16 protein-coding genes are annotated in these 20,712 nt (G+C 51.8%); 12 read left to right on the forward strand and 4 right to left on the reverse strand.

All coding sequences use genetic code 11. The annotated features are described in order from the left end of the window. Positions 1-238 precede the first annotated feature (238 nt). The 4 genes from FIU95_RS07170 to FIU95_RS07185 all read left to right on the forward strand — a co-directional run bounded on the left by FIU95_RS07170 (position 239) and on the right by FIU95_RS07185 (position 5,885). Positions 239-1,012 (forward strand): hypothetical protein, encoded by a 774-nt coding sequence (locus tag FIU95_RS07170; protein WP_152452833.1) that lies wholly within the window; start codon positions 239-241, stop codon positions 1,010-1,012. 417 nt (positions 1,013-1,429) lie between these two features. After that, entirely contained in the window at positions 1,430-1,894 is a 465-nt protein-coding gene (locus FIU95_RS07175) for a GNAT family N-acetyltransferase (protein ID WP_152452835.1), read from the forward strand. A gap of 408 nt (positions 1,895-2,302) precedes the next feature. Then, a complete protein-coding gene (locus tag FIU95_RS07180) occupies positions 2,303-4,165 on the forward strand; it encodes a carotenoid oxygenase family protein (protein ID WP_152452837.1) in 1,863 nt (620 codons plus the stop codon). A gap of 58 nt (positions 4,166-4,223) precedes the next feature. Further along, positions 4,224-5,885 carry a D-arabinono-1,4-lactone oxidase gene (locus FIU95_RS07185; protein ID WP_152452839.1) on the forward strand — a complete coding sequence of 554 codons (1,662 nt, stop codon included), beginning with the start codon at positions 4,224-4,226 and terminating at the stop codon, positions 5,883-5,885. A 702-nt stretch (positions 5,886-6,587) separates the two neighbouring features. Here the strand turns inward: FIU95_RS07185 and FIU95_RS07190 are convergent. Next, on the reverse strand, positions 6,588-7,070 hold the full coding sequence (locus tag FIU95_RS07190) for an Lrp/AsnC family transcriptional regulator (RefSeq protein WP_152456185.1): 483 nt from the start codon (positions 7,068-7,070) through the stop codon (positions 6,588-6,590). Positions 7,071-7,643: 573 nt separating this feature from the next. Between FIU95_RS07190 and FIU95_RS07195 the strand changes: the two genes are divergently transcribed. Then, complete coding sequence (locus FIU95_RS07195; RefSeq protein WP_152452841.1) at positions 7,644-11,156, forward strand: indolepyruvate ferredoxin oxidoreductase family protein; 3,513 nt, start codon at positions 7,644-7,646, stop codon at positions 11,154-11,156. 150 nt (positions 11,157-11,306) lie between these two features. Here the strand turns inward: FIU95_RS07195 and FIU95_RS07200 are convergent, their stop codons facing one another. Together FIU95_RS07200 and FIU95_RS07205 are read right to left on the reverse strand one after the other, a co-directional pair. Beyond that, positions 11,307-11,990 (reverse strand): ChrR family anti-sigma-E factor, encoded by a 684-nt coding sequence (locus FIU95_RS07200; RefSeq protein WP_152452843.1) that lies wholly within the window; start codon positions 11,988-11,990, stop codon positions 11,307-11,309. Between the two features lie 7 nt (positions 11,991-11,997). Then, a complete protein-coding gene (locus FIU95_RS07205; protein WP_152452845.1) occupies positions 11,998-12,615 on the reverse strand; it encodes a sigma-70 family RNA polymerase sigma factor in 618 nt (205 codons plus the stop codon). 148 nt (positions 12,616-12,763) lie between these two features. Between FIU95_RS07205 and FIU95_RS07210 the strand changes: the two genes are divergently transcribed. The 7 genes from FIU95_RS07210 (at position 12,764) to FIU95_RS07240 (ending at position 18,767) form a co-directional block, all read left to right on the forward strand. Continuing rightward, a complete protein-coding gene (locus tag FIU95_RS07210) occupies positions 12,764-13,195 on the forward strand; it encodes a nuclear transport factor 2 family protein (RefSeq protein WP_172975339.1) in 432 nt (143 codons plus the stop codon). 3 nt (positions 13,196-13,198) lie between these two features. Further along, positions 13,199-13,975, forward strand: a complete 777-nt coding sequence (locus FIU95_RS07215; RefSeq protein WP_152452849.1) for an SDR family oxidoreductase — start codon at positions 13,199-13,201, stop codon at positions 13,973-13,975. Further along, positions 13,975-15,225, forward strand: a complete 1,251-nt coding sequence (locus FIU95_RS07220) for an NAD(P)/FAD-dependent oxidoreductase (RefSeq protein WP_152452851.1) — start codon at positions 13,975-13,977, stop codon at positions 15,223-15,225. Before FIU95_RS07215 ends, FIU95_RS07220 begins: the two co-directional genes overlap by 1 nt. A gap of 13 nt (positions 15,226-15,238) precedes the next feature. Beyond that, positions 15,239-16,045, forward strand: a complete 807-nt coding sequence (locus FIU95_RS07225) for a DUF1365 domain-containing protein (protein WP_253868907.1) — start codon at positions 15,239-15,241, stop codon at positions 16,043-16,045. Then, positions 16,042-17,295, forward strand: a complete 1,254-nt coding sequence (locus FIU95_RS07230; protein ID WP_152452853.1) for a cyclopropane-fatty-acyl-phospholipid synthase family protein — start codon at positions 16,042-16,044, stop codon at positions 17,293-17,295. The genes FIU95_RS07225 and FIU95_RS07230 overlap by 4 nt, the downstream gene beginning before the upstream one ends. Beyond that, positions 17,261-17,803, forward strand: a complete 543-nt coding sequence (locus tag FIU95_RS07235; protein WP_152452855.1) for a DUF2878 domain-containing protein — start codon at positions 17,261-17,263, stop codon at positions 17,801-17,803. The genes FIU95_RS07230 and FIU95_RS07235 overlap by 35 nt, the downstream gene beginning before the upstream one ends. Positions 17,804-17,936: 133 nt before the next feature. Next, positions 17,937-18,767: a TorF family putative porin gene (locus tag FIU95_RS07240; protein ID WP_152452857.1), complete on the forward strand. Its 831-nt coding sequence runs from the start codon at positions 17,937-17,939 to the stop codon at positions 18,765-18,767. 239 nt (positions 18,768-19,006) lie between these two features. On the opposite strand, the gene betA is transcribed toward FIU95_RS07240, so the two are convergent. Beyond that, a complete protein-coding gene (gene betA, locus FIU95_RS07245; protein ID WP_152452859.1) occupies positions 19,007-20,704 on the reverse strand; it encodes a choline dehydrogenase in 1,698 nt (565 codons plus the stop codon). Between the last annotated feature and the right edge of the window lie 8 nt (positions 20,705-20,712).

A 20,712-nucleotide genomic window follows, 5' to 3' on the forward strand; every position in this document is an offset into this window, starting at 1 on the left:
TTTTGGATAAATTTTTTAATTCAGCCTGTTATGTTGTTTAGGTTTAAATTTCTATTTAGGCCTCCTGTAGTCTAATAGTGCGCACTCACTTGCAGATGGTTTGACAGCTGAAATTACTTCATCGTTAGGTTTGTCGTGGGCAGCCCTGTCGCCATATTACAAAAATGTTTCAATTGCCTGCTCCCCTTTGCTAGAATCCGCGCCGATTTTGAGAGAGTTAATTCATGGAGGACTACGAATGAAAACTATTGCAAAATTAACTGCGACGATTTTGGCTGTGGCTGGCACCATTCCTGCTCAGGCAGATACAACATTTGATTTACCGAATTTTAGTCAGTGTTCAGAGGTTGCGACTCAAAGCAATACCAACGATCGTGAGGTGTATCGCATTTATTCAGATTTCTACCATGAAATCGAAGATAAGCGCGAGTATGCCATTACTGCGGTGAAGAACTGGGCAAAAAATTATGCAGCCAGCTGTATCACTTCCACCACCCAAATTACACTGGATGATGTGCAATGTGATGAGTTTGTTGGCAGTGCACCAATTTGTCGTATTGAGAGTGATGAAGGCGATTATGTCGTTGTAAAGGATTACGTTGATTCCACAAACATAGTACTTTCCAAGCATGATCAGCAACGCTGGCCTGGGGTACATTCTTCCAATGACATGGATATGCTGTGGGTAGCTAACCCTGCGCAATGTTACTCCGATCTACTGGGTTCTGGCTGGGATTCCCAGGCTTATTACCAGGATGCGTATAACTATCGTTACTTTGGTGATTACCGCTTTATTTTAGCTAGAACCACTCGTGATCTTGTACAAAACCTGGCGGGACAGTCTGAGCAGTGTGCCTATGAAACGACAGGTATTGAAGCTTACAAAATGGAGTGTACAGAGACTTCAGGCGGCACCAAGGTGTGTGCTTCCAGGTACACGAATGCTGGTTATTTCGTATTTGTTAGTGATGACAATCACGGCATGCACGTTGTATTTAATCGCTGGGATTAGTAAATCTCATTGACTATGAAAGCTCCCTTGAGTGGGGGCTTTCAGCAAGTGGGAGCTTTCAGCGTATGCATCGCTTCACTCACTCTCCTCTTCTCAAAAAAATCCACAACAGCGCTGCTTATCCTCATCCATAACTTCACAAATGACTGTTCTCAGCGATCAGCATATCAAGACTTTTGCGACTCACGATGAATGCCCCTTAATAATTCTGCTCGATACTTTTGTTACTTAGTGTTTTGGGCGAACACTATTTCTCTATCTTCCCGCATTGAGTGTCTTAGTCAATATTCGACACGACTTGCTATCGCACCTGCTGACTGATAGGCTGCAAATGTGATCACATTTTTACCTAAGTAGCTTCGCGGATTCTCCGGGGGCGACTTATTTTTAGGATTGACAGGATCAGGGAGCAGATTGATGCAGGGTCAAATTCTACCCGCCACGCCTAAGCAGGCTGCAGTAGTAGCGCACTTGATTGCCAAGTTGCTAACTGTTCTGGTGGGGCATAAGCGAAAAATTAACGCTGAACAATTAGCCGAGGCGAGCAGTAAATTGCTAGCCAGTAATAGTGGTTTTAATGCCTTCCTTTATTATGTTGAGGGTAACCCTGTAGCTGTTATTACAGTATCCAGGTCTGCGGCTATTTATGCCGGAGGTTTTTACGGTGTGATTGAAGAGTTTTACGTGGAGCCTGAATACCGTAGCCAATCGATCGGCAAAAGATTACTTGACCGGGTGATTCAAATTGCAGAGGAGCAGGGTTGGTCTCGCCTGGAAGTGAGCACTCCAGAGAAGGAAAAGTGGAAAAGAACAGAAGATTTTTATCGGCGGGAAGGTTTTTCAGATAATTCCAATGGTGAGAGGCTTAAGTTAGAGATTTAGAGCTCTCTAAGTTTATAAATCTAAGAGGAGCGATAAATATTGAAATGGATTCGCCTTTCTGCTCGTGTAGTTTTCTTTCCTGAGCCTAAGTGCAATCTAGTAGATGTTTTACCGGTATTTTTTTGTTTGACTATTTGGTCCCGATAGGAGTGTCCCCTATCGGGAATACTGGTTAACAGTGTCATAAACTCGTTCTTGATTTTTGCAGTTTAATATAATTAACTGCTCTCCAGTTTTCAGTAGTTACACCTTTGATCTTTTTAACTAGCTGGGATGATTAACCTTTCATATCGGACTCCAAAGGTGCAGAAAATTTATATATGGATGAAGTGAGTTAACTATATAAATCTATATCTATAGGCAAAAGGTCAGGTAAAGCAGTCGGCCGTTTTTATTACAAGGAAAATAATGAAACGTCGCGATCTTCTTAAAGCCGCTGGTGCCCTCTCTGCGCTACCTATTGCTGGTATGACATCTTCTACAGCTCAGGCAAGTAATCGCTTAGAGAATTTTCCGAAATCTATTATGCACGGTAGTCTGCAGGACTCAGCCGGTTTTCTTAAGGTAGTTCAGGGTAACCTGCCAGATGATGTCACCGGTCACCTGCTGATGGCCGAAGGTATCCCTCTCGCCCCTAATCATTTGACCCCTAACGGAAAAGGCGCACTCACCCGGTTGGATTTTAGTGGTAGGGCTAGTAATGGTAGTGTTGCTTTTACACGAAAAATGATCAGAACCGCCTCTGCAATTATGCAGGAGCAGGATTTGAGTGGTTTCGACAAGTTTAATCTGCTGGGGGGAACGATCTATTCCAGTGCAAACCTGGGTTTCATGAATTATTGCAACACGGCCCCCAATTATATGGGTGATAACCGCTTTGCTATGAGCTACGAGGGTGGAATGCCCTATGAATTCGATGCGACCACACTGGAAATGATCACGCCTATTGGTGAAGTGGACGAGTGGGAATCCAGCCTGCCGCCACTGCTCGATAACCTAACGCCAAAGAAGTGGCTGTTCCCGCAAATTCGTACCACAGGCCACCCCTTCTTTGATCTGGAGTCGGGTGAATGTATCACCATAAATTATGGTGGCAACATGGGTGACTCCGGGCGCTCGGGCTTTATTCGCCTGATTTCCTGGGGTCAGCAGGGGGCTTTTAAAAGCTGGAATATTCGCGATCGTCAGGGAAACAACGCCTACATTGCGGCCAGCTCTCACTCCCTGGGGGTTACCCGCAATCATGTCATTATTTTTGAGACAGCGGCCAGGGTGGAGTCTACCCGTATTCTCGGTACCCATATTGTATTGCCGCAGGAGCACAGCACCCGCTGCTGGGTGTTACGCAAATCTGATATGGTGCCTGGGCGCGAAGATATTATTGCCGATTATCTGGAGTTGGGCTTCGATACTTCGGATATTGTTTGTAATTATGATGATAGCGCTGGTGAAATTACCCTCTATGGTCAGTATATGGGGGCCATGGATAAGTCTGAGCAGCTATTCCGCTATGAGATATTCCAGGAGGGCGGGCTGGTACCGAAATGGCTGTCCGGCTATCCAGCAGCACCGGTGGATGTCGGTGGTTTGGTGCGGGCACGGATACAAGTAACCTCCGACTTCGCGCGTGAGATCAAGGAAGACTATCAGGTTATTCGAGATGAAAATCTGTTGTGGGACATGAATGACCCGGCTTATCGTGGCCACTTCCAGTTTCCTGAAACCTTTGAGCATCTCTATTGGGCCGCGGTGGGTTACCGCCCCGATTTGGTTTCAATGCGTGTATCCTGGGCATACCGCAATTACCCTGAACGTTTATATAGCTATTGGGATATGCCCGAGCAAAGCAGGCCATCTGCTTTGGTGCATATGGATTGCTCCCGTATGCAAATTGCCGATGCTTATCAGTTCCCCGATGACTGTGTGATGCGCACTCCGCAGTTTATGGCTCGACCTGGGTCCACCGCTCAGAATGATGGCTACCTGATAGCCGCCGTTGTTCGAAAATATCCGAGTGGTGCTCAATCCAACGGCAAAGAATTTTGGATATTCGATGCCGCTGCACTCAGTAGGGGGCCACTCTGTATCCTCGCCAGCGACTCCCTGGAATTCGCCACTACCAACCATGCCCTATGGGTGCCTTCTATAAGCCGTCGCCCTGCCGCGGCTTATCGTTCTGGATATGGGGACTTCCTGCGTGGTAAGGCACCGGATCACAGCCGCAATGTTCAGGACATTATCAACCGGGAGCTTCTGCCAAGGTTTGGTTAATTTTTCTAATAAGTTGACTTACAACGACTCTGTAATACAACAACAAGGAAACAAAGGCATGTACCATCAATTACTCTCCGGGCGATGTCATTTGTTGCGCCGGGCCACCAATTTTTTATGTGCGGCAGGTTTGTTTTTTGCTGCGGGGGCTTCGGCGGAGCAGTTACCACCACCCATTGATGTACCAGAGGTTATAAAAAACTACCAAGAGACTCAGGAATGTTTTCCTGGGGTTATTCATGACCCTTCAACGATTGCCGAGGTGCAGGCAATCGTGCGCGATGCGGCCGCTCAGGGCCGCAAGGTCATGACTGGCACACGGCGTTTCAACAGCCAGATAGACGCAGCCTGTGCTGGTAATGGAGAGGTGCAAATCACCCTGGAAAATATGGATCAGGTGGTTAGCCTGGACAAGGAAAATCGCTTAGTAACCGTACAGGCGGGTATGCGATTCAATAATTTGGCGGCTTATTTGCGAGAGCATGACCTCAGTGTGCCTATGGTCACTGAGCTGGCGATCTTCTCCATTGGTGGGATGCTCGGTAGCGGCACACACGGTTCTACCTTTACCCAGAAGAGCAATATGATCTCGGATTATGTCACCGAGATAAAACTCGTTGATGGTAAGGGGGATCTACGTGTTATTAATGGTGAGCTACTCAATGCTGCACGGGTTAATCTGGGCGTGTTGGGGGTTGTGGTTGAAGTGACCATCGAAGCAGAGCCGGGCTACAAGGTGCGGGCCAAAGTGAAGGGGCACCGGGATGACAGCGACCTGGAAAATGTTGTCTTGGATCTTGCCCGAGATAACCACTCCGCAAATATTGCCTGGTTCCCTGGATTGGGGCGCTATACGGTAACCACCTATAACAAGGTTCCCTTGGACACCCGGGGCAATGCTTATAACGCTCAAGCCGATGTCTCTGATTTTTCCGAGTATCTCTTTGGCTTGATTTTCGATAGCCTGCATGAGGCCGATAGTGCAGCGTTACAGTGCTTTGCCGCGTCCCTGCGCTATACGGCCCGCTCCAGCTCCTACTTCCGCGATGTTAATACGGGCCTCAAGAAATTGATTAAACCCACAGGCCATGCGGACCTGATGCAGCATTTTGTTTGTAAGGAGCCGAATAATTGTGTCTGGGACAAGCTGCCCATTGCTTTGCAGGAAGTGGCTATACCTTTTGAGGAGCTGCCCAACTGGATTGCCGATGTACGCCAGATTGTCGCCCACAGCGAGCGCACTTGCTTCCCCTTGAACGGAATTTACTTCCGCTTTGGCAAGGCCTCCGACAGCTACCTGGGAATGAGTGCCGGGCGTGATACCGCTTTCGTAGGAATTGAGTACACCCTTCGCCAGCGTGGTGAGGCGGTGCCGAAAAACTACTTTGTGAATCTGGAAATTGAACAGATGTCCCTGCGGAAGTATGGTGCCAGGCCGCACTGGGGTAAGAACTCGGTGGCTATTTTTGAGGATATGCCTTCACGCTTCCCCAAATGGTCACAATTCCTCGACGCCAAGGCTGAGCTGGACCCGGAGAATGTCTTTACCAATCCGTTCTGGGAGCGTGTCAGTGGCCAAGATCCACTTGAGAATTACCTGACGCCACATTGTAATGCCGATGGTCAGTGTTATTGCAGAACCGATGAGCACTGTGAGCAGGGGGCAAGCTGCCAGGCCGGCAGTTGGTATTCTGAGGCACGGATTTGTAAGGCAGATTAAGCCTGTATCTGTTAAGGGGGGTGGCTGTTAGAGCCAGCCCTCGACCCTTTTAATTTTCAGATGGATTTTTTGTATAGTTGAATAAAAATCAAGAAGCTTACTGCAGCTAAATTTATTCCAATTTCCAAGGGCTGATCACTGTATAAAGAAAGTGAGTAATCCGCTCCCAAGCTAAGGCGATATTTTTAATTTAGGGTTGAATATATAATTGCAAAGGATGCACCTATACTTCTGGCAATTTTAAAGCTGACAATAGGAGAGGTAATCCAGGGGATTTGCAGGAAAAAAACCCTGGTAAGATTCTTAGTGTTTGACCTGGATCGTGAAAATTTTAAGCCTGCATACACTGTGTATATAAATACTACTATTAGTAGGCCATTACTAATTACGGTTTCCTTGGCCAATTGACCTGAAGTTGCAATATCTATTGCAATCATAATACTCCCAATCGAACCACCGCCAATTGAGGCAAGTAGTAAGACTCGTCTGATTAATTTTCCCAACTATTTCCCTTGAATCAATTTCTTGTGCGCAGGCTTTACTTTGTAGGTCAGACTAAGTTGTGTTGTGATAGATGTGGAGTTAAGAAAGATAGAATTCGAATTTAAACAAGCGCCTGAATGTAAAACAGGCGCTGATAAGTCTGGGGGTGATTTACCGCAGTTTTTTTGGAGAAGTGGGAACCCAAAGTTCCTGCTAAATTTATTTCTCTAACAACTGATCCAGCGGCAGTTCGGTACGGTAGCGTACCTGCTTTAAAGAGAAGCTGCTCTTAATATGATCAATTCCCGGCAGCTCTGTCAGCTTTTTATCGAGAAATTCCTGGTAAGCCTGCAGGTTTGGGACTACAACACGCAGCAGGTAATCGAAGTCACCGGTCATCAGGTAGCATTCCATAACCTCCGGCCATTGGCCGATAACGGATTCGAAATCCTGCAGCTCTTTTTTCACCTGGTGGTTGAGGGTGACCTGGATAAAGACGCTGACTGGAAGACCCACTTTTTCCGGCTCCAAGAGGGTCACGGCGCGCTTGATAAAGCCCTGTTCATTGAGGTTTTTGACCCGGCGTGAGCATGGGGAGGGGGAGAGGCAGACTTTTTCTGCCAGCTCAATATTGGGGATAGTGGCATCTTCCTGGAGAATCTCCAGGATTTTTTTATCAATGGCATCCAGTAAATAGGCCATGGTCTTTTTCCGTATCTCTTCTCTCTGAACGAACACCGGATTATCCGGCCGCTTCACTGCCTTGCCGGCATGACAAAACATCCCGGTTGAATCCTGTCTGGGCAATTATCCTGTTTTATTGCAGCGCCGTGAAACCGTTTATTCTTTGTTATCAATATTCATTCGCTCGCCAGCTCAGCGCTGGGTGACCAGCCACCATCCATTCGTTCATTCTGCCTATCCATTTGTCGTCCAGCGAGTGAGGAAAATGGTCATGCGAGGGGATAGATCAGTTTGTATCCCGCAGCGACATTCCCGTGAAGTTCCTATTCGATGAATCCCTAAAAAACCGGCTTTTTGAGTGAATTGTTGCTAGCAGCTTATGATCTTTAGCGAGTTGTGTCCGTATTATGCCCTAGCCAGGCTTATTTTGGTATGACCTGCCTGGCCGGGCGGTGTTAATTTTAGCGGCTAAGCAGATGCCTCGGTTTGGCTTTCGACTGGTTCCCTCAGTGTTGAGATGAAATAAGCACTGTGGCAGCCGCCATCTAACCGGGCAAAAGAAAAGCAATAATGAATAAATAGGTGGTACCCATGGCAATGGTCGAAGGTGATCAGGAGCTGGGCTTTGATACAGAGTATTCTCTCAAGGCTGCGTTTACCCGCGATTCTGGCCGGGTCTTTTTGACCGGCATCGACGCACTGGTGCGACTGCCGTTGATGCAGAAACGCATGGATGAGCTGGCGGGCCTGAATACTGCGGGCTTTGTTTCCGGTTACCGGGGGTCTCCCCTCGGTGGTTACGACCAAGCCTTGTGGCGGCACAAGAAGTTACTGGCCGAGCACGATATTCACTTCGAGCCGGGTATCAATGAAGATCTCGGGGCCACCAATATTTGGGGTACCCAGCTGATCGATCACTACCGCAAGCAGGCCACCCGCGATGGGGTCTTTTCCATCTGGTATGGCAAGGGCCACGGGGTGGATCGCACCGCGGATGTGTTCCGTCAAGCCAATATCCAGGGTACCGCCAAGCTCGGCGGCGTGCTGGCGTTGTGTGGCGATGACCACACCGCTGAATCCTCCATGTTCTCCCACAATACCGATCAGATTTTTGAATCGGTTATGATGCCGCTGTTGTTTCCCGCCAGTATCGATGAGTATCTCACCCTCGGGCTCGCCGGTATTGCCCTGTCGCGCTTTTCCGGCCTATGGGTGGGTTTCAAAGCGATTACCGAAACGGTGGAGGCCGGTGCCTCCCTGGTGGTTCCGAGTCTGCCGCAGTTCAGCATTCCGGCGGATTTCCCCATTCCCGCGCACGGCCTGAATTACGATCCGCACCTTAACTGGCCGGCGGAGCGCCTGGAATACGAGCGCCGCATGCTGGAGGAACGCCTGCCGGCGGCGCGGGCTTTCGCCTATGCCAACCGTCTTGATAGAACGACTCACAAGGCCGAGCGCAAGCGCTTTGGCATTGTGACAGTCGGCAAGGCCCACGGGGATCTACTCGAGGCGTTGCAGCTTCTCAACCTGAGTGAAGAGGACCTGCGCCAGGCGGGGATTGCCATTTACAAGGTGGCAATGTCATGGCCCCTGGAGCCCCGCGGTATCGGTGAGTTTGCCGATGGCATGGAGCGCCTGCTGGTGGTTGAGGAAAAACGCCCACTGGTGGAAGACCAGCTGAAGAATCTTTTATATGGCTGGGAGGATGGCCGCCGCCCGAAAGTGGTCGGCAAGAAAGATCTCAATGGTGAAGACCTGCTACCGGCGATCTGGGGGTTTGGCCCGGACCAGGTGGCCAAGGCCATCGCCCGCTGGTTGGCGGACACCGATCTTGCCCAGCGACTGATTCCACTAGCAGAAAAGCTGGGTGGCAATGTGCCGCAGCGGGTCCAGGGTCTATTGGCGCGGGAGCCGATCTTCTGTGCTGGCTGCCCCCACAATACTTCCACCAAGCTACCGGAGGGCAGTCTCGGCAGTGCCGGTATTGGCTGTCATATTATGGCGCTGGGCAAGGGGCTGCGCACCGATACCTATTCCCATATGGGCGGTGAAGGCGCGCACTGGGTGGGGCTGCACCGCTTCTCTAGTGCCGAGCATATTTTCCAGAATATGGGTGACGGTACCTATAACCACTCCGGCCTGCTGGCTATTCGCCAGGCGGTGGCCAGCAAGGTCAATATCACTTACAAAATTCTGCTCAACGATGCGGTAGCCATGACCGGTGGCCAGCCCGCCGATGGCGAAGTAAATGCCCCCAGCCTGGCCGCGCAGCTGCTGGCTGAGGGGGTGGGTGAGGTGGTCCTGCTCAGTGAAAACCCCGATCACTGGCACCAGCACCGAGGCCAGTTGCCGGCGAAGGTGGAAGTACTGGACCGTTCCGAGTTGGATACCGTCCAGCGCCGCCTGCGTGAAACGCCCGGTGTCACCGCCATTATTTACGAGCAGGTGTGCGCCGCAGAAAAACGCCGCCGCCGCAAGAAAAAACTGATGGTGGATCCGCCCAAGCGCCTGCTGATCAACCAGCGCGTATGTGAGGGCTGTGGCGACTGCAGTGTGCAGTCGAGCTGTATCGCCGTAGAGCCGCTGGAAACTCCCTATGGCCGGAAACGCCAGATTAACCAGTCCAGCTGCAACAAGGATATGCGCTGTGCCGATGGCTTCTGCCCCAGTTTTGTCACTGTCGAGGGCGGTGAACTAAAAAAACCACCGGTGCAGTCCCTGGCCGAGTCCCTGGATGCTGCCATTGTCGATTTGCCGGCGGCGCCGGTGGCCGCCTTGGAACAGCCACTCAGTATTTTGGTGGCCGGTATCGGCGGCAGCGGTGTACTTACCGTGGCCGCACTTCTGGGCATGGCCGCGCATCTGGAAGATAAAGGCAGTACCACGCTCTACTTCACCGGCCTGTCACAAAAGAATGGCGCGGTGGTTGCTCACGTAAAAGTGGGTGCGCGCCCAGAAGCCATTACCACTGCGCGTATCCGCGATGGCGCCGCCGAGCTACTGCTCGGTTGCGATATGGTCACTGCTGCCGGTCAGCGCCCCAAGTTTGCTACCGGCAAAATACGCGCGTTGGTCAATACGGCCGAGGTACCGGTGGCGGCGTTTGTGCGTAACAACGAACTGGCCTTCCCGGCAGATGCCACCCAGCAGAGCATTGAGTCCCTTTGTGCCGAGTACTTTGCCTTCGATGCGAATAAATACGCACAGGCACTGTTTGGCGATACCGTTGCCAGTAACCTGATGATCATGGGCTTCGCCTGCCAGAAAGGGCTGCTGCCTATTGGTGAGGCGGCATTGGAGCGGGCCATCGAACTGAATGGTGTGGCGGTGGAAAACAACCTGCGCGCATTCCGCGCTGGGCGTTTGTTGGCGACGGACCCGAGGGCGATTGAAAAACTGGCGGTGCCGGCGCAGCCAGTAAAAATGATTGAGCCTCAGGAGTCTGTGGAGCAACTGATCGCACGTTTGAGCAGCGAGCTGAATGAATACCAAAATGCCGCCTATGCTCGCCAGTTCACACAGTCTATTGCGCCGCTGCAGCGAGCGGAGTCGGCCCTGGCCGGTACAGCGGGGGAGTTAACCCGCACCGCGGCTAACAGCCTGTTCAAAGCCATGGCCTACAAGGATGAGTATGAGGTAGCACGCTTGTACAGTGGCGAAGATTTCCAGCGCCAACTGCGTGAGACGTTTAGCGGCGATTACTCCCTGAAATTCCATATGGCCCCGCCCGTGTTGGCTCGTCCTGATGCCAGTGGTCGGGTGCGCAAGATGCAATTTGGGCCCTGGATGGGCCGCTTAATGCCGCTGTTGGCGCGGGGTAAAGTACTGCGCGGTACCGTGCTGGATGTATTTGGTTACACCAAAGAGCGCCGCGCCGAGCGCGATTGGGCCCGCCAGGTGGCCCAGGCGGTGGAATCGGTGGCGGCCCAGCTGAGCACTGATAATATCGTCGCTGCGCGTGAGCTGCTGGAGATACCTATGCAGGTGCGTGGCTACGGCCATGTGCGCGAGCAGAAATTTGCCCTGGTGCAGGAGCGCTGGCAGAAGCTGTTTACTCAGTTTTCCGCTCGCAATGGGGTAGAGGAGCCGGCAGCAGTCTCTTGAATTATTTAGAAAGTGTCAGAAGGCGAAAGTAAAAATTCATACTTGCATAGACCGTAGCTTGGGAATTTGACAGGGAATGCGCTTGAGGCATGGATGCCGATAACCTGGATATAGGTTTTAAATAACTCAAAAGCAGAGTTTTGCCAGGGCTTATCCTGGCCTGAAAGGGATCAGCGGGTTGAGGAACAGCCCGCGGATTCCCGTAAGGGACACCGGGGCCGCGACTGCAGAAAAACACAGGCAGTCCATGTCCTGGGTGGCGATGGGCCTGTGTACCTGCCCCGGCTCGCGTAACACGAAATCCCCCCGCCCATAAATACCATTGTGATCGGAAAAACTGCCGTGCAGCACCAGGGCGAATTCCTGCCCACGGTGGTCGTGTTTTGGCAGACCACTGCCACTGCGCAGGCAGTGGAAAGCCACCTCGTAATCCCTCTGCCCAGACTTGAGCCGACACATTTGTAGGTTCCGGGTCAGGGTTTTCCATCGCCGGTTAGGGTTACTGGCCAATAGTTTATTCAGAACTTTGGGCAAATGATCCATGGCCGGCTCCCCGCCAACCGGCACTGGAGTGGGGGTATCTTCGCTTTTATGAAGGATCTTCTCTGGAATCTGGCCGATACGTTCCATCAGGCGTTCGAAAGCATTGGCTTGCAGGGGTTGTGCGGGACTTCCGTTGAGGAGTGAGCCACCGAGATTATTTAAGGTAGACAACTGGGAGCGACAGTCGGCACACATCTGTACATGGGCAGCAACAACCAGGCTGGGGCCGCGGGCTAGGCTGCCGGAGGCGTATTCCAACAGAAGATTTTCATCCGGGTGGTGGCGAATCATTCGGCGTTCACCTGACGAACCTGGCTTGTAATTTTTTCATGGCCAGGCGCACACGGGATTTGACCGTACCCAGGGGAAGGCGCAGTTCTTCGGAAATTTCGCTGTGGGATTTTCCCTCCATATAGGCCTTTTCCAAAATATGGCTCTGCTCTGCGGGCAGGGCGCTGAGGCCATCGGCGATATCGCGTTCGTTGCGTTTATGTTGCAAAAATAAAAGGGGTTGGTTTTCCAGGTTTTCATCCCAGATATCGGCCACATCAACATCGCTGTCGCGATTCTGGTGGCGTAGACTGCGGCGCAGCATATCGATACGGCAATTGCGCATAATGGTAAATATCCAGGTACTGGCCGAGGCTTTGCCCTGGTCAAAACAGGGGGCCTTATGCCATACCTTGAGCATGACTTCCTGAACCAGCTCATCCGCCGCTTCGGCATTGAGTGCCTGGGTGCTGCGGCTGTGGTGGAAGCCCTTGATCAGCGGGGCAAAATGTCGGAATACACGCTCGAACGCCTGGCGATCGCGCTGGGCGCCAACCTGCGTCAGTAGCCTGCTCCAGTCATCCTTGTAGTCCTGGGAAGCTTTCACCGCAATTCCATTGCCGTTGTGTCTTAGTCTATGCGCCATATTAGCGCTCTCTACTGTGATGTCGATCTTTTACTACGCTTGTGCTCGGCAAATGGATTGGGCTTTTTTTACTTTGGCGCTGTGATCTGCCTTCCGCAGGCTAACGTAAATGATAGGGATAGCGCTGGGGAATACGGTGGAAGGGAAGATGAGCAGCCGAACATTGGTTAAGGAAGTGCAATCCTATTATCGGGATTTCTTGGTTAGGGATCCCGCCGAGCTATCGAAAATATACAGCGATAAAATTGTATTCCGTGACCCTTTGCACCGGATTGAGGGGCTGCCCGCCCTGAAAACGTATTTCTCGGGTATGAGCCGCGGGCTCACCCAGTGCCGTTTTCGCTTTGAAGAGGCTTCAATTACCCATGATAGTGCTTGCCTGCCCTGGTATATGCACTATGCGCACCAGTCTTTGAAAGGTGGTCGGCCGCTGCGCTTGCGCGGCTGCAGTTTGGTGCGCTTTTCCGACAAAGTGTTTTATCACGAAGATTTTTACGATATGGGGGCGATGGTCTACGAACAGGTGCCCCTGCTGGGTTCTCTCGTGCGCAAAATTAAACTGCGCCTGGGGCAGGGCTGACTGGTGGCGGAAATTCGCGATAAGACACTATGGATTACGGGAGCCAGTTCCGGTATCGGCCGAGCCCTGGTCCTACGTCTTGCCGATCACAATAATTTTGTGATTGCCAGCGGACGCCGGCGTGAAGCACTGGCAGAGTTGCAGCAGTTTGCTCCCACGCGCATTCGCATACTCGATTGCGATGTGGCCGATGACAGTGCCATGGCCTCTACTTTTGAGCGTCTCAAGGATTTAACCGATCACCTGGATGGGGTGATCGCCTGTGCCGGCACTTGTGAATATGACAATGATTTACAGCTAGAAACCGCTATGTATCGGCGGGTATTTGACGCCAACTTCTTTGGTGTCGTGAATACTCTGCGTTGTGCTTTGCCTCTGTTGGCTGCCAGCAAGTCTCCACTTTTTGCCGCATTAGGCAGCTTATCTTCGGTTGTACCTTTTCCCAGAGCGGAGGCCTATGGCAGCTCCAAAGCCGCGCTCGATTACTTTTTGGCATCGGTACGTGCGGATACTTGCCATACAAACCTCAAGGTCGTGCTGGTCCGCCCGGGATTTGTCGACACCCCCCTTACCGCGCAGAACGACTTTGACATGCCTTTTTTGATTAGCGCGGAGCAAGCAGCGGAGTATATTGAGGTGGGGTTGGCTCGCAGAAAATCCATAATCGATTTTCCTCTGCGCTTGAGCCTGCCACTGCGTTTTTTGGGATTTTTCCGTTCTCTTTGGTTTCGTTTTTGCACACCAAAAATAAGCAGGATTCGTACCTTAAGGAAGAGTTGATGCGTATTGCCATCGTCGGGAGTGGAATTGCCGGCATGACGGCGGCTTATCTTTTGAGCCGTAAGCACGAGATCACCGTATTTGAAGCGCAGGATCGACTGGGTGGGCACACTGCGACGGTCGATGTGCAGGAAGGTGATCGCACCCTGGCCATCGATACCGGTTTTATTGTGTATAACGACTGGACCTACCCGAACTTTATTCGCCTGCTCGATGAGCTGGGTATCGAGTCCCAGCCGACCTCCATGGGTTTCAGTGTGTGCTGCGATCAGGAGGGCTATGAGTATGCCGGCAATAACCTCAATACATTATTTTCTCAACGCTCCAACCTTCTCAGCGCCGGTCACTGGCGCATGCTGTGGGACATTGTGCGATTTAATCGTACGGCCACGCGGGACTGGCGTGAGGGGCGCTTGCATGAAGGCCTGACCCTGGGAGAGTACTTGCCGGCGAATGGTTACTCGGCAGAATTTGCCAATCGCTACCTGGTTCCCATGGGGTCGGCGATTTGGTCGGCCAGTGTGGCGCAGATGCTCGAATTTTCGGTAAGTTTTTTTGTGCGTTTCTTTTTCAATCACGGCTTGCTCAACCTGGTACGTCGGCCCCAGTGGCGAGTAATAAAAGGGGGCTCCCGCTCTTATATTCCCGCACTGAGTGCACCCTATGCCGACAAGGTTAGGCTCTCTACTAAAGTGCAATCTGTCAGACGCAGGGAGCAAAATGTGGAGCTGCTGACTTGTACGGGTGAGCAACTCAACTTTGATCAAGTAGTGTTCGCCTGCCACTCAGATCAGGCGTTGGAGTGTCTTGAAGATGCCTCTGGGTTGGAGCGGCAATTGCTCAGAGCCATTCCCTACGCACGCAACAGCGTGGTATTGCATACAGATACCAGCTTGTTACCACAGCAAAGGCGCAGTTGGTCCAGTTGGAATTATCGGCTGGGCACCGAGCGCGATGAGCTACCGGTGCTGACCTATAACATGAACATTTTGCAGGGGCTGAAAACAGATAAAACTTACTGTGTCACCCTGAATGCCGAGGATCGTATCGCCCCAGAAAAGGTACTTGCGCGCTTTGAATATGCCCACCCCCAGTTTTCTGTAGCGGGCACTCGTGCCCAGCAACAATGGACGTGCATTAATGGGGTAAACCGCACTTGGTTTTGCGGTGCTTATTGGGCCAATGGTTTTCATGAGGATGGGGTGAGCAGCGCTTTGCGAATCGCCGAGGGATTGGGGGTAACCTGGTGAAGGGGAAACCTTAATGGAGGCCGCAACAATGGAGAGCGCCATTTACACCGGTTGGGTCCAGCATCGTCGCTTTTCCCCTCGCCAAAACGCCTTCCGCTACAAGGTTTTTATGGTGTATCTGGACTTGGCGGAGCTAGAGCAATTTTGTGCACTCTCTCCCTGGTGGTCAAAAAAACCTTGGGCTCCAGCCCGTTTTCGCCGCGAGGATTTTTTTGGCGACCCGGAACTAAGCATTGATGAGTCCGTGCGCCGCAGGGTTGAGGCGGTTGCCGGAGAACGCCCGCAAGGGCCTGTGCGACTGCTCGCCAATTGGCGCTACTTTGGCTACAACATGAATCCTATCAGTATCTATTACTGCTTTGATGGCGAGGGCAGGGAAGTGCGCTGGATATTATTGGATGTGCACAACACCCCTTGGAAAGAGCGCCACAGCTATGTGCTGGATTGCCGCTCCGGGGCGCGGGTGCAGAAAGTGGCTTTTGCCAAGACTTTTCATGTCTCCCCCTTTATGCCCATCTCCCAGGGCTATCATTGGAGAAGTATTACGCCGGGTGATCGCCTCACTGCTTATTTACAGAATTTTGACCGATATGGCCAAGGGGAGGAAGAGCGTCCCCTATTCGATGCCATACTGAGCCTGCGCCGTTGCGAGCTGAGCGCAGGCCTTCTCAATCGTATTCTGGTCCAGTATCCATTTATGACTGTAAAAGTGATTGCCACCATTTATTGGCAGGCGCTGAAGTTATGGTTCAAGCGCACACCTGTCTATGCGCATCCCGGTGACAGGGGCAAAGTTCAGGGAGGGGAGAAGCATTTATGAATCCAGAGCAAACTTCTCGGGTAACCGTTGGAGAGGAGAGCCAGTCTTGGTTAGTGCGACTCGCGCGCAAGCTGGTCCTGGCTAAGATGCAAGTGGTAGAGCGGGGCCATCTGCTGATTGAAGATGGGGAGGCCAGTTACCATTTTGGCCAGCCAGTGGAGCAGGCAGCGGTGCGGGCGCATATTCGCGTTCGGGATGCCAGCGCTTATGTACAGGTACTGTTAAATGGCACCATCGGTTCGGGCGAAGCCTATATGCAGAACGCTTGGGACTCTCCAAACCTGTTGGATGTGATCCGCCTGATGGTCGACAACATGTCCCTGATTGAGAGTATGGATAGCCGTGGGAGTCAGCTGCCCCGCATGGTGTTACGCGCCTTGCATAACCTCAACAATAATAATCGCAGGGGTTCCCGCAAAAATATCGCTGCGCATTATGATCTGGGAAATGACTTTTTCCACTTATTTCTCGATAAAACCATGCTCTATTCCTCGGCCATGTTCCCCTCTGAGCAGGCTACCTTGTACCAGGCTTCTGTTCACAAGATGGAGCATATTTGCCAAAAGCTGCAATTAAAACCCGACGATCACCTGCTGGAAATCGGCACAGGTTGGGGTGGCATGGCTATTTACGCGGCAAAGCACACGGGTTGCCAGGTAACCACCACAACAATTTCTGCAGAGCAATATGAATATGCTCGCCAGTGGGTGGAGCGTGAGGGGCTGCAAGATAAGGTGCGTGTGCTGTTACAGGATTATCGGGACTTAGACGGCAGCTTTGATAAATTGGTTTCTATTGAAATGGTGGAGGCGGTGGGGCATGAATATCACCGTAAGTTCTTTTCCATTTGTAGTCGTTTACTAAAAGAAGATGGCCTGATGTTTATGCAGGCCATTACTATTTCAGATCAGCGTTACCATCAATACCGCAAAGACATCGATTTTATTCAGCACTATATTTTTCCCGGTGGTTGCCTGCCATCCAATCAGGTTATTGCTCAGCAGATTGCCACCGCTACTGATATGCAGATTGTGGGTTTGGAGGATATTACCGCGGACTATGCGCGCACACTGAGGCACTGGCGCAACGCATTTTTGAGCAGGCTGCCACAGGTGCGCAACCTGGGTTTTGATGACCGTTTTATTCGGATGTGGGAATTTTATTTGTGCTACTGCGAAGGTGGCTTTATGCAGAGGGTGATCAGTACCGCTCAGTTTGTCTTTGCCAAGCCGCGCGCTCTTATCGACTGATATGTGGCGCTTTATCGCCAATGCTTTGCTGTTTGATATTGCCTGGCCCCTTTGTGTGATCGTTGCGCGTCTCTGGATTGTTGTGCCGTTTACGCTGGTCAATTTATTTATTCACTTGTTTTTTGTCGCTAACCTGCGCAGAGAGCCTTTGTGGTTGGGGGGCGTGTTTCTTTTTGGCGTGGGGGTGGACTCGGTACTTTTTCATCTGGGAGTACTGCAAAACCTCAGTGGTATTTCCTGGCCTCCCATCTGGCTGGTATGTCTGTGGTTAAATTTTGCCATGACACTGCGCTACAGCCTGGTATTCCTACAGCGTAATTTATGGCTGGCTGCGTTATTAGGCGGCTTTTTTGGTCCTTTTAGCTACTACACCGGTGCCTTCTTGAATGGCACCGTAGAGTTGGGGCAGCCCTTGTGGCGATCATTGATGTTACTGTCGCTGCTGTGGGCGCTGATGCTTCCGGGATTTAGCTACTTGGCGCGCACTATTAACCCCGCCTATCGGTGAATGGCCATGCAACCGTGCAAGCTGGCGCAAAGCTTGTATTCGGCGGCCTCGCCACCTATACATACCCTACTCAATTAAAAATGTAATTTCTGGATCAGTCACCTTATTCACCAACGCCACCAAGGAGCCGGCAATGAAAGCTTACCTCGTGCGGGCCCTGATCTTGGTCGGGGTTCTGGGGGCACTCAATTCCAGGTGTCTATCGGAGGAAGTGGTCGTCGACGAGCGGGGTGAATTTAGCGAGATCGACCCGGGAGACGAGAATGGTGAGGGTGATGAGAACGGTGAGGGCGACGAGAATGGCGAAGACGACGGGTTTGGTACTGTCGCCGGTAGTCTGGTAATTGCTTCGGATTATATGTTCCGCAGTATCTCGAACTCGAATAATGGTCCTACCGTCCAGGGCGACCTCAACTGGACCCACGATATTGGTTTCTATATCGGCGTCTGGACAACCAATACGGACTTCGGTGGCCCCGGCAACAGTATGGAATTTGATCCCTATGTAGGGTGGTCGGGAGATCTGCCTGAGACCGAAATCAACTTGAATATTGGCTATTGGTCCTACAACTATCCGAAGTCAGAATTTGATTTCGACTATGCCGAAACCTATCTGATCCTTAGTTTTACAGTGGATAAATTAACGATCAGCCCGAGCCTCTGGTATTCAAATAACTACTTTGGCAGAGACTTTCTCAATAATGTTGATTCCTTGGCCTATGAAGCGACCTTTAGCTTGGAGTTGGCCAGCTATATGGATATTTCTGTGCATCTTGGCGAGCAAACTTTTGAATCTTCCTACGACTATCTCAACTATGGCTATTACGACGCCGGTATAGACTGGAAAATCAGTGATTACACTCTGGGTTTGCGTTGGTACGATACCGATGGTGTCGATCCATTCCTGGCCGCCAAGAATCTGACCGATGGGCGCTTTGTCTTTAAAGTCACTCGCAGCTTTTAGAGTAAATCACATACGCTTTTTGCCTGATCTACGTCGGCGAAAATTTCGCTTCTAGTTCTCTTTTTTGCCCCAGTAAAGACCCCACTCTTCGACTATTCACGTAAAAGGCCATGGCCGGAAGCCATGTAAGCTGGCATAGGGTTGGAAATTAAATTTAAAAGAACCCTCAATCTTCCCAACTAAGGCAGACTTGCGGGTTCATCCACCAATGCCCGCGCTTACCTGGTATTGAGTAGGGCTTAGCGCAGAGGGCGTTCCGGCTTTTTCTCGCGTTGGCTGCTTTCCCAGCCACTCGCCACATAGCTCTCTGCCGTGGATGGCTTTAGTAATGACTTACCCAGAATATGATCGGCGGCTTTCTCGCCAATCATGATGGTGGGGGCGTTGAGATTGCCATTGGTGAGGGTTGGCATGATGGAGGAATCTACCACGCGCAGGTTTTCTACACCGTGTACCCGGCATTCGGGATCCACTACAGCCATTTCATCCGTGCCCATACGGCAACTGCCGGCAGGGTGATAGGCGGTTTCGGCGGTTTCTGCGAGCCAATTGTCGATCTCATCGTTACTTTGCACGTCCGGTCCCGGAGAAATCTCCCGCCCTCGGTAGGGGTCCATGCCTGCCTGGGCAAAAATCTCACGGGTGAAGTGCAGGCCGGAGCGAAAGGCTTGCTTGTCCTCTTCGTGGTCTAAATAGTTGAAGACCATTTCCGGTGCGGCCGCTGGATCTGCTGACTTGAGTTTGACCCAACCGCGGCTGAGCGGTTTGTTTGCGCCCAGGTGTACTTGAAATCCGTGCCCTTTCACCGCACTGGAGCCATCGTAAGCGATGGCACCGGCGAGGAAGTGGTACTGGATATCCGGGTATTTGAGGCCGGCGCGGCTGCGAATGTAGCCGTTGGATTCGAAATGATTGGAAGCGCCCAGGCCCCGTTTGAAGAGCAGCCAGTTGATGCCAATCCAGGCCTTACCCAGTGGTCCGAGCCAGCCGTTGAGGGTGATTTTCTGTTTACACTCCTGTTGCACCCAGACCTCGAGGTGATCCTGCAGGTTTTGCCCGACACCAGGCAGATCGTGTACGACTTCGATACCGTGCTCCTGCAGGTGGGCCGCCGGGCCTATACCGGACAACATCAGTAACTTGGGTGAGTTGAATGAACTAGCGGAAACGATCACTTCTTTATTGGCGCGCGCGCGAAAGATTTTTCCGTCCTGCCGGTATTCCACACCTATGGCTTTCTTGCCCTGCATAATCACGTGAGTTGTGAGGGCATGCATTTTGAGTTCGAGGTTACTGCGGCTAAGAACCGGCTTCAGGTAGGCGAGGGCGGTCGAGCAGCGTACACCGTCGCGGACAGACATATCCATGCGCCCGAAACCCTCCTGCCGATAGCCATTGTAATCCTGGGTAAAGCCGTAGCCCGCTTGGGTACCGGCCTCAATAAAGGCGCGGTAAAGCGGGTTTTTCATATTGTTGCCGTTGCACGCGGTGATAGGGCCCTGGTCGCCGCGATAGGCGTCACTGCCATAGACACAGGTTTCGGCCCGGCGGAAGTAGGGCAGGACATCCGCGTAGCCCCAGCCGGATGCGCCGTGCTCCACCCACTCCTCGTAGTCTCCAGCGCAGCCCCGAACAAATGCCATACCGTTGATGGAAGAAGAACCGCCGATGACCTTGCCACGGGCCTGATGGATTCGCCGTCCATGTAGCCCCGGCTCCGGTTCGGTATAAAACTCCCAATCGTATTTAGGCATATTCAGCGGAATGGAAAACGCTGAGGGCATGCGGATATAAATGGAATTATCCTTGCCGCCAAATTCCAACAGTAAAAGGCTGTTTTTGCTATCCGCCGTCAACCGGTTGGCCAGCACGGCGCCGGCTGAACCCGCCCCCACCACGATATAGTCAACAGTCTGATCAAAGTCCTGATTACTCATCTGTTTGC

The sequence above is a fragment of the Microbulbifer sp. THAF38 genome, from assembly GCF_009363535.1.
Lineage (GTDB): Bacteria > Pseudomonadota > Gammaproteobacteria > Pseudomonadales > Cellvibrionaceae > Microbulbifer.

Coding starts and splice junctions, on each gene's coding strand:
- FIU95_RS07220 (WP_152452851.1), top strand. CDS start 13,975: ATGCGTATTGCCATCGTCGGGAGTGGAATTGCCGGCATGACGGCGGCT.
- FIU95_RS07175 (WP_152452835.1), top strand. CDS start 1,430: ATGCAGGGTCAAATTCTACCCGCCACGCCTAAGCAGGCTGCAGTAGTA.
- FIU95_RS07185 (WP_152452839.1), top strand. CDS start 4,224: ATGTACCATCAATTACTCTCCGGGCGATGTCATTTGTTGCGCCGGGCC.
- FIU95_RS07205 (WP_152452845.1), bottom strand. CDS start 12,615: ATGGCGCATAGACTAAGACACAACGGCAATGGAATTGCGGTGAAAGCT.
- FIU95_RS07170 (WP_152452833.1), top strand. CDS start 239: ATGAAAACTATTGCAAAATTAACTGCGACGATTTTGGCTGTGGCTGGC.
- FIU95_RS07180 (WP_152452837.1), top strand. CDS start 2,303: ATGAAACGTCGCGATCTTCTTAAAGCCGCTGGTGCCCTCTCTGCGCTA.
- FIU95_RS07210 (WP_172975339.1), top strand. CDS start 12,764: ATGAGCAGCCGAACATTGGTTAAGGAAGTGCAATCCTATTATCGGGAT.
- betA (WP_152452859.1), bottom strand. CDS start 20,704: ATGAGTAATCAGGACTTTGATCAGACTGTTGACTATATCGTGGTGGGG.
- FIU95_RS07195 (WP_152452841.1), top strand. CDS start 7,644: ATGGCAATGGTCGAAGGTGATCAGGAGCTGGGCTTTGATACAGAGTAT.
- FIU95_RS07240 (WP_152452857.1), top strand. CDS start 17,937: ATGAAAGCTTACCTCGTGCGGGCCCTGATCTTGGTCGGGGTTCTGGGG.
- FIU95_RS07225 (WP_253868907.1), top strand. CDS start 15,239: ATGGAGGCCGCAACAATGGAGAGCGCCATTTACACCGGTTGGGTCCAG.
- FIU95_RS07190 (WP_152456185.1), bottom strand. CDS start 7,070: ATGGCCTATTTACTGGATGCCATTGATAAAAAAATCCTGGAGATTCTC.
- FIU95_RS07200 (WP_152452843.1), bottom strand. CDS start 11,990: ATGATTCGCCACCACCCGGATGAAAATCTTCTGTTGGAATACGCCTCC.
- FIU95_RS07230 (WP_152452853.1), top strand. CDS start 16,042: ATGAATCCAGAGCAAACTTCTCGGGTAACCGTTGGAGAGGAGAGCCAG.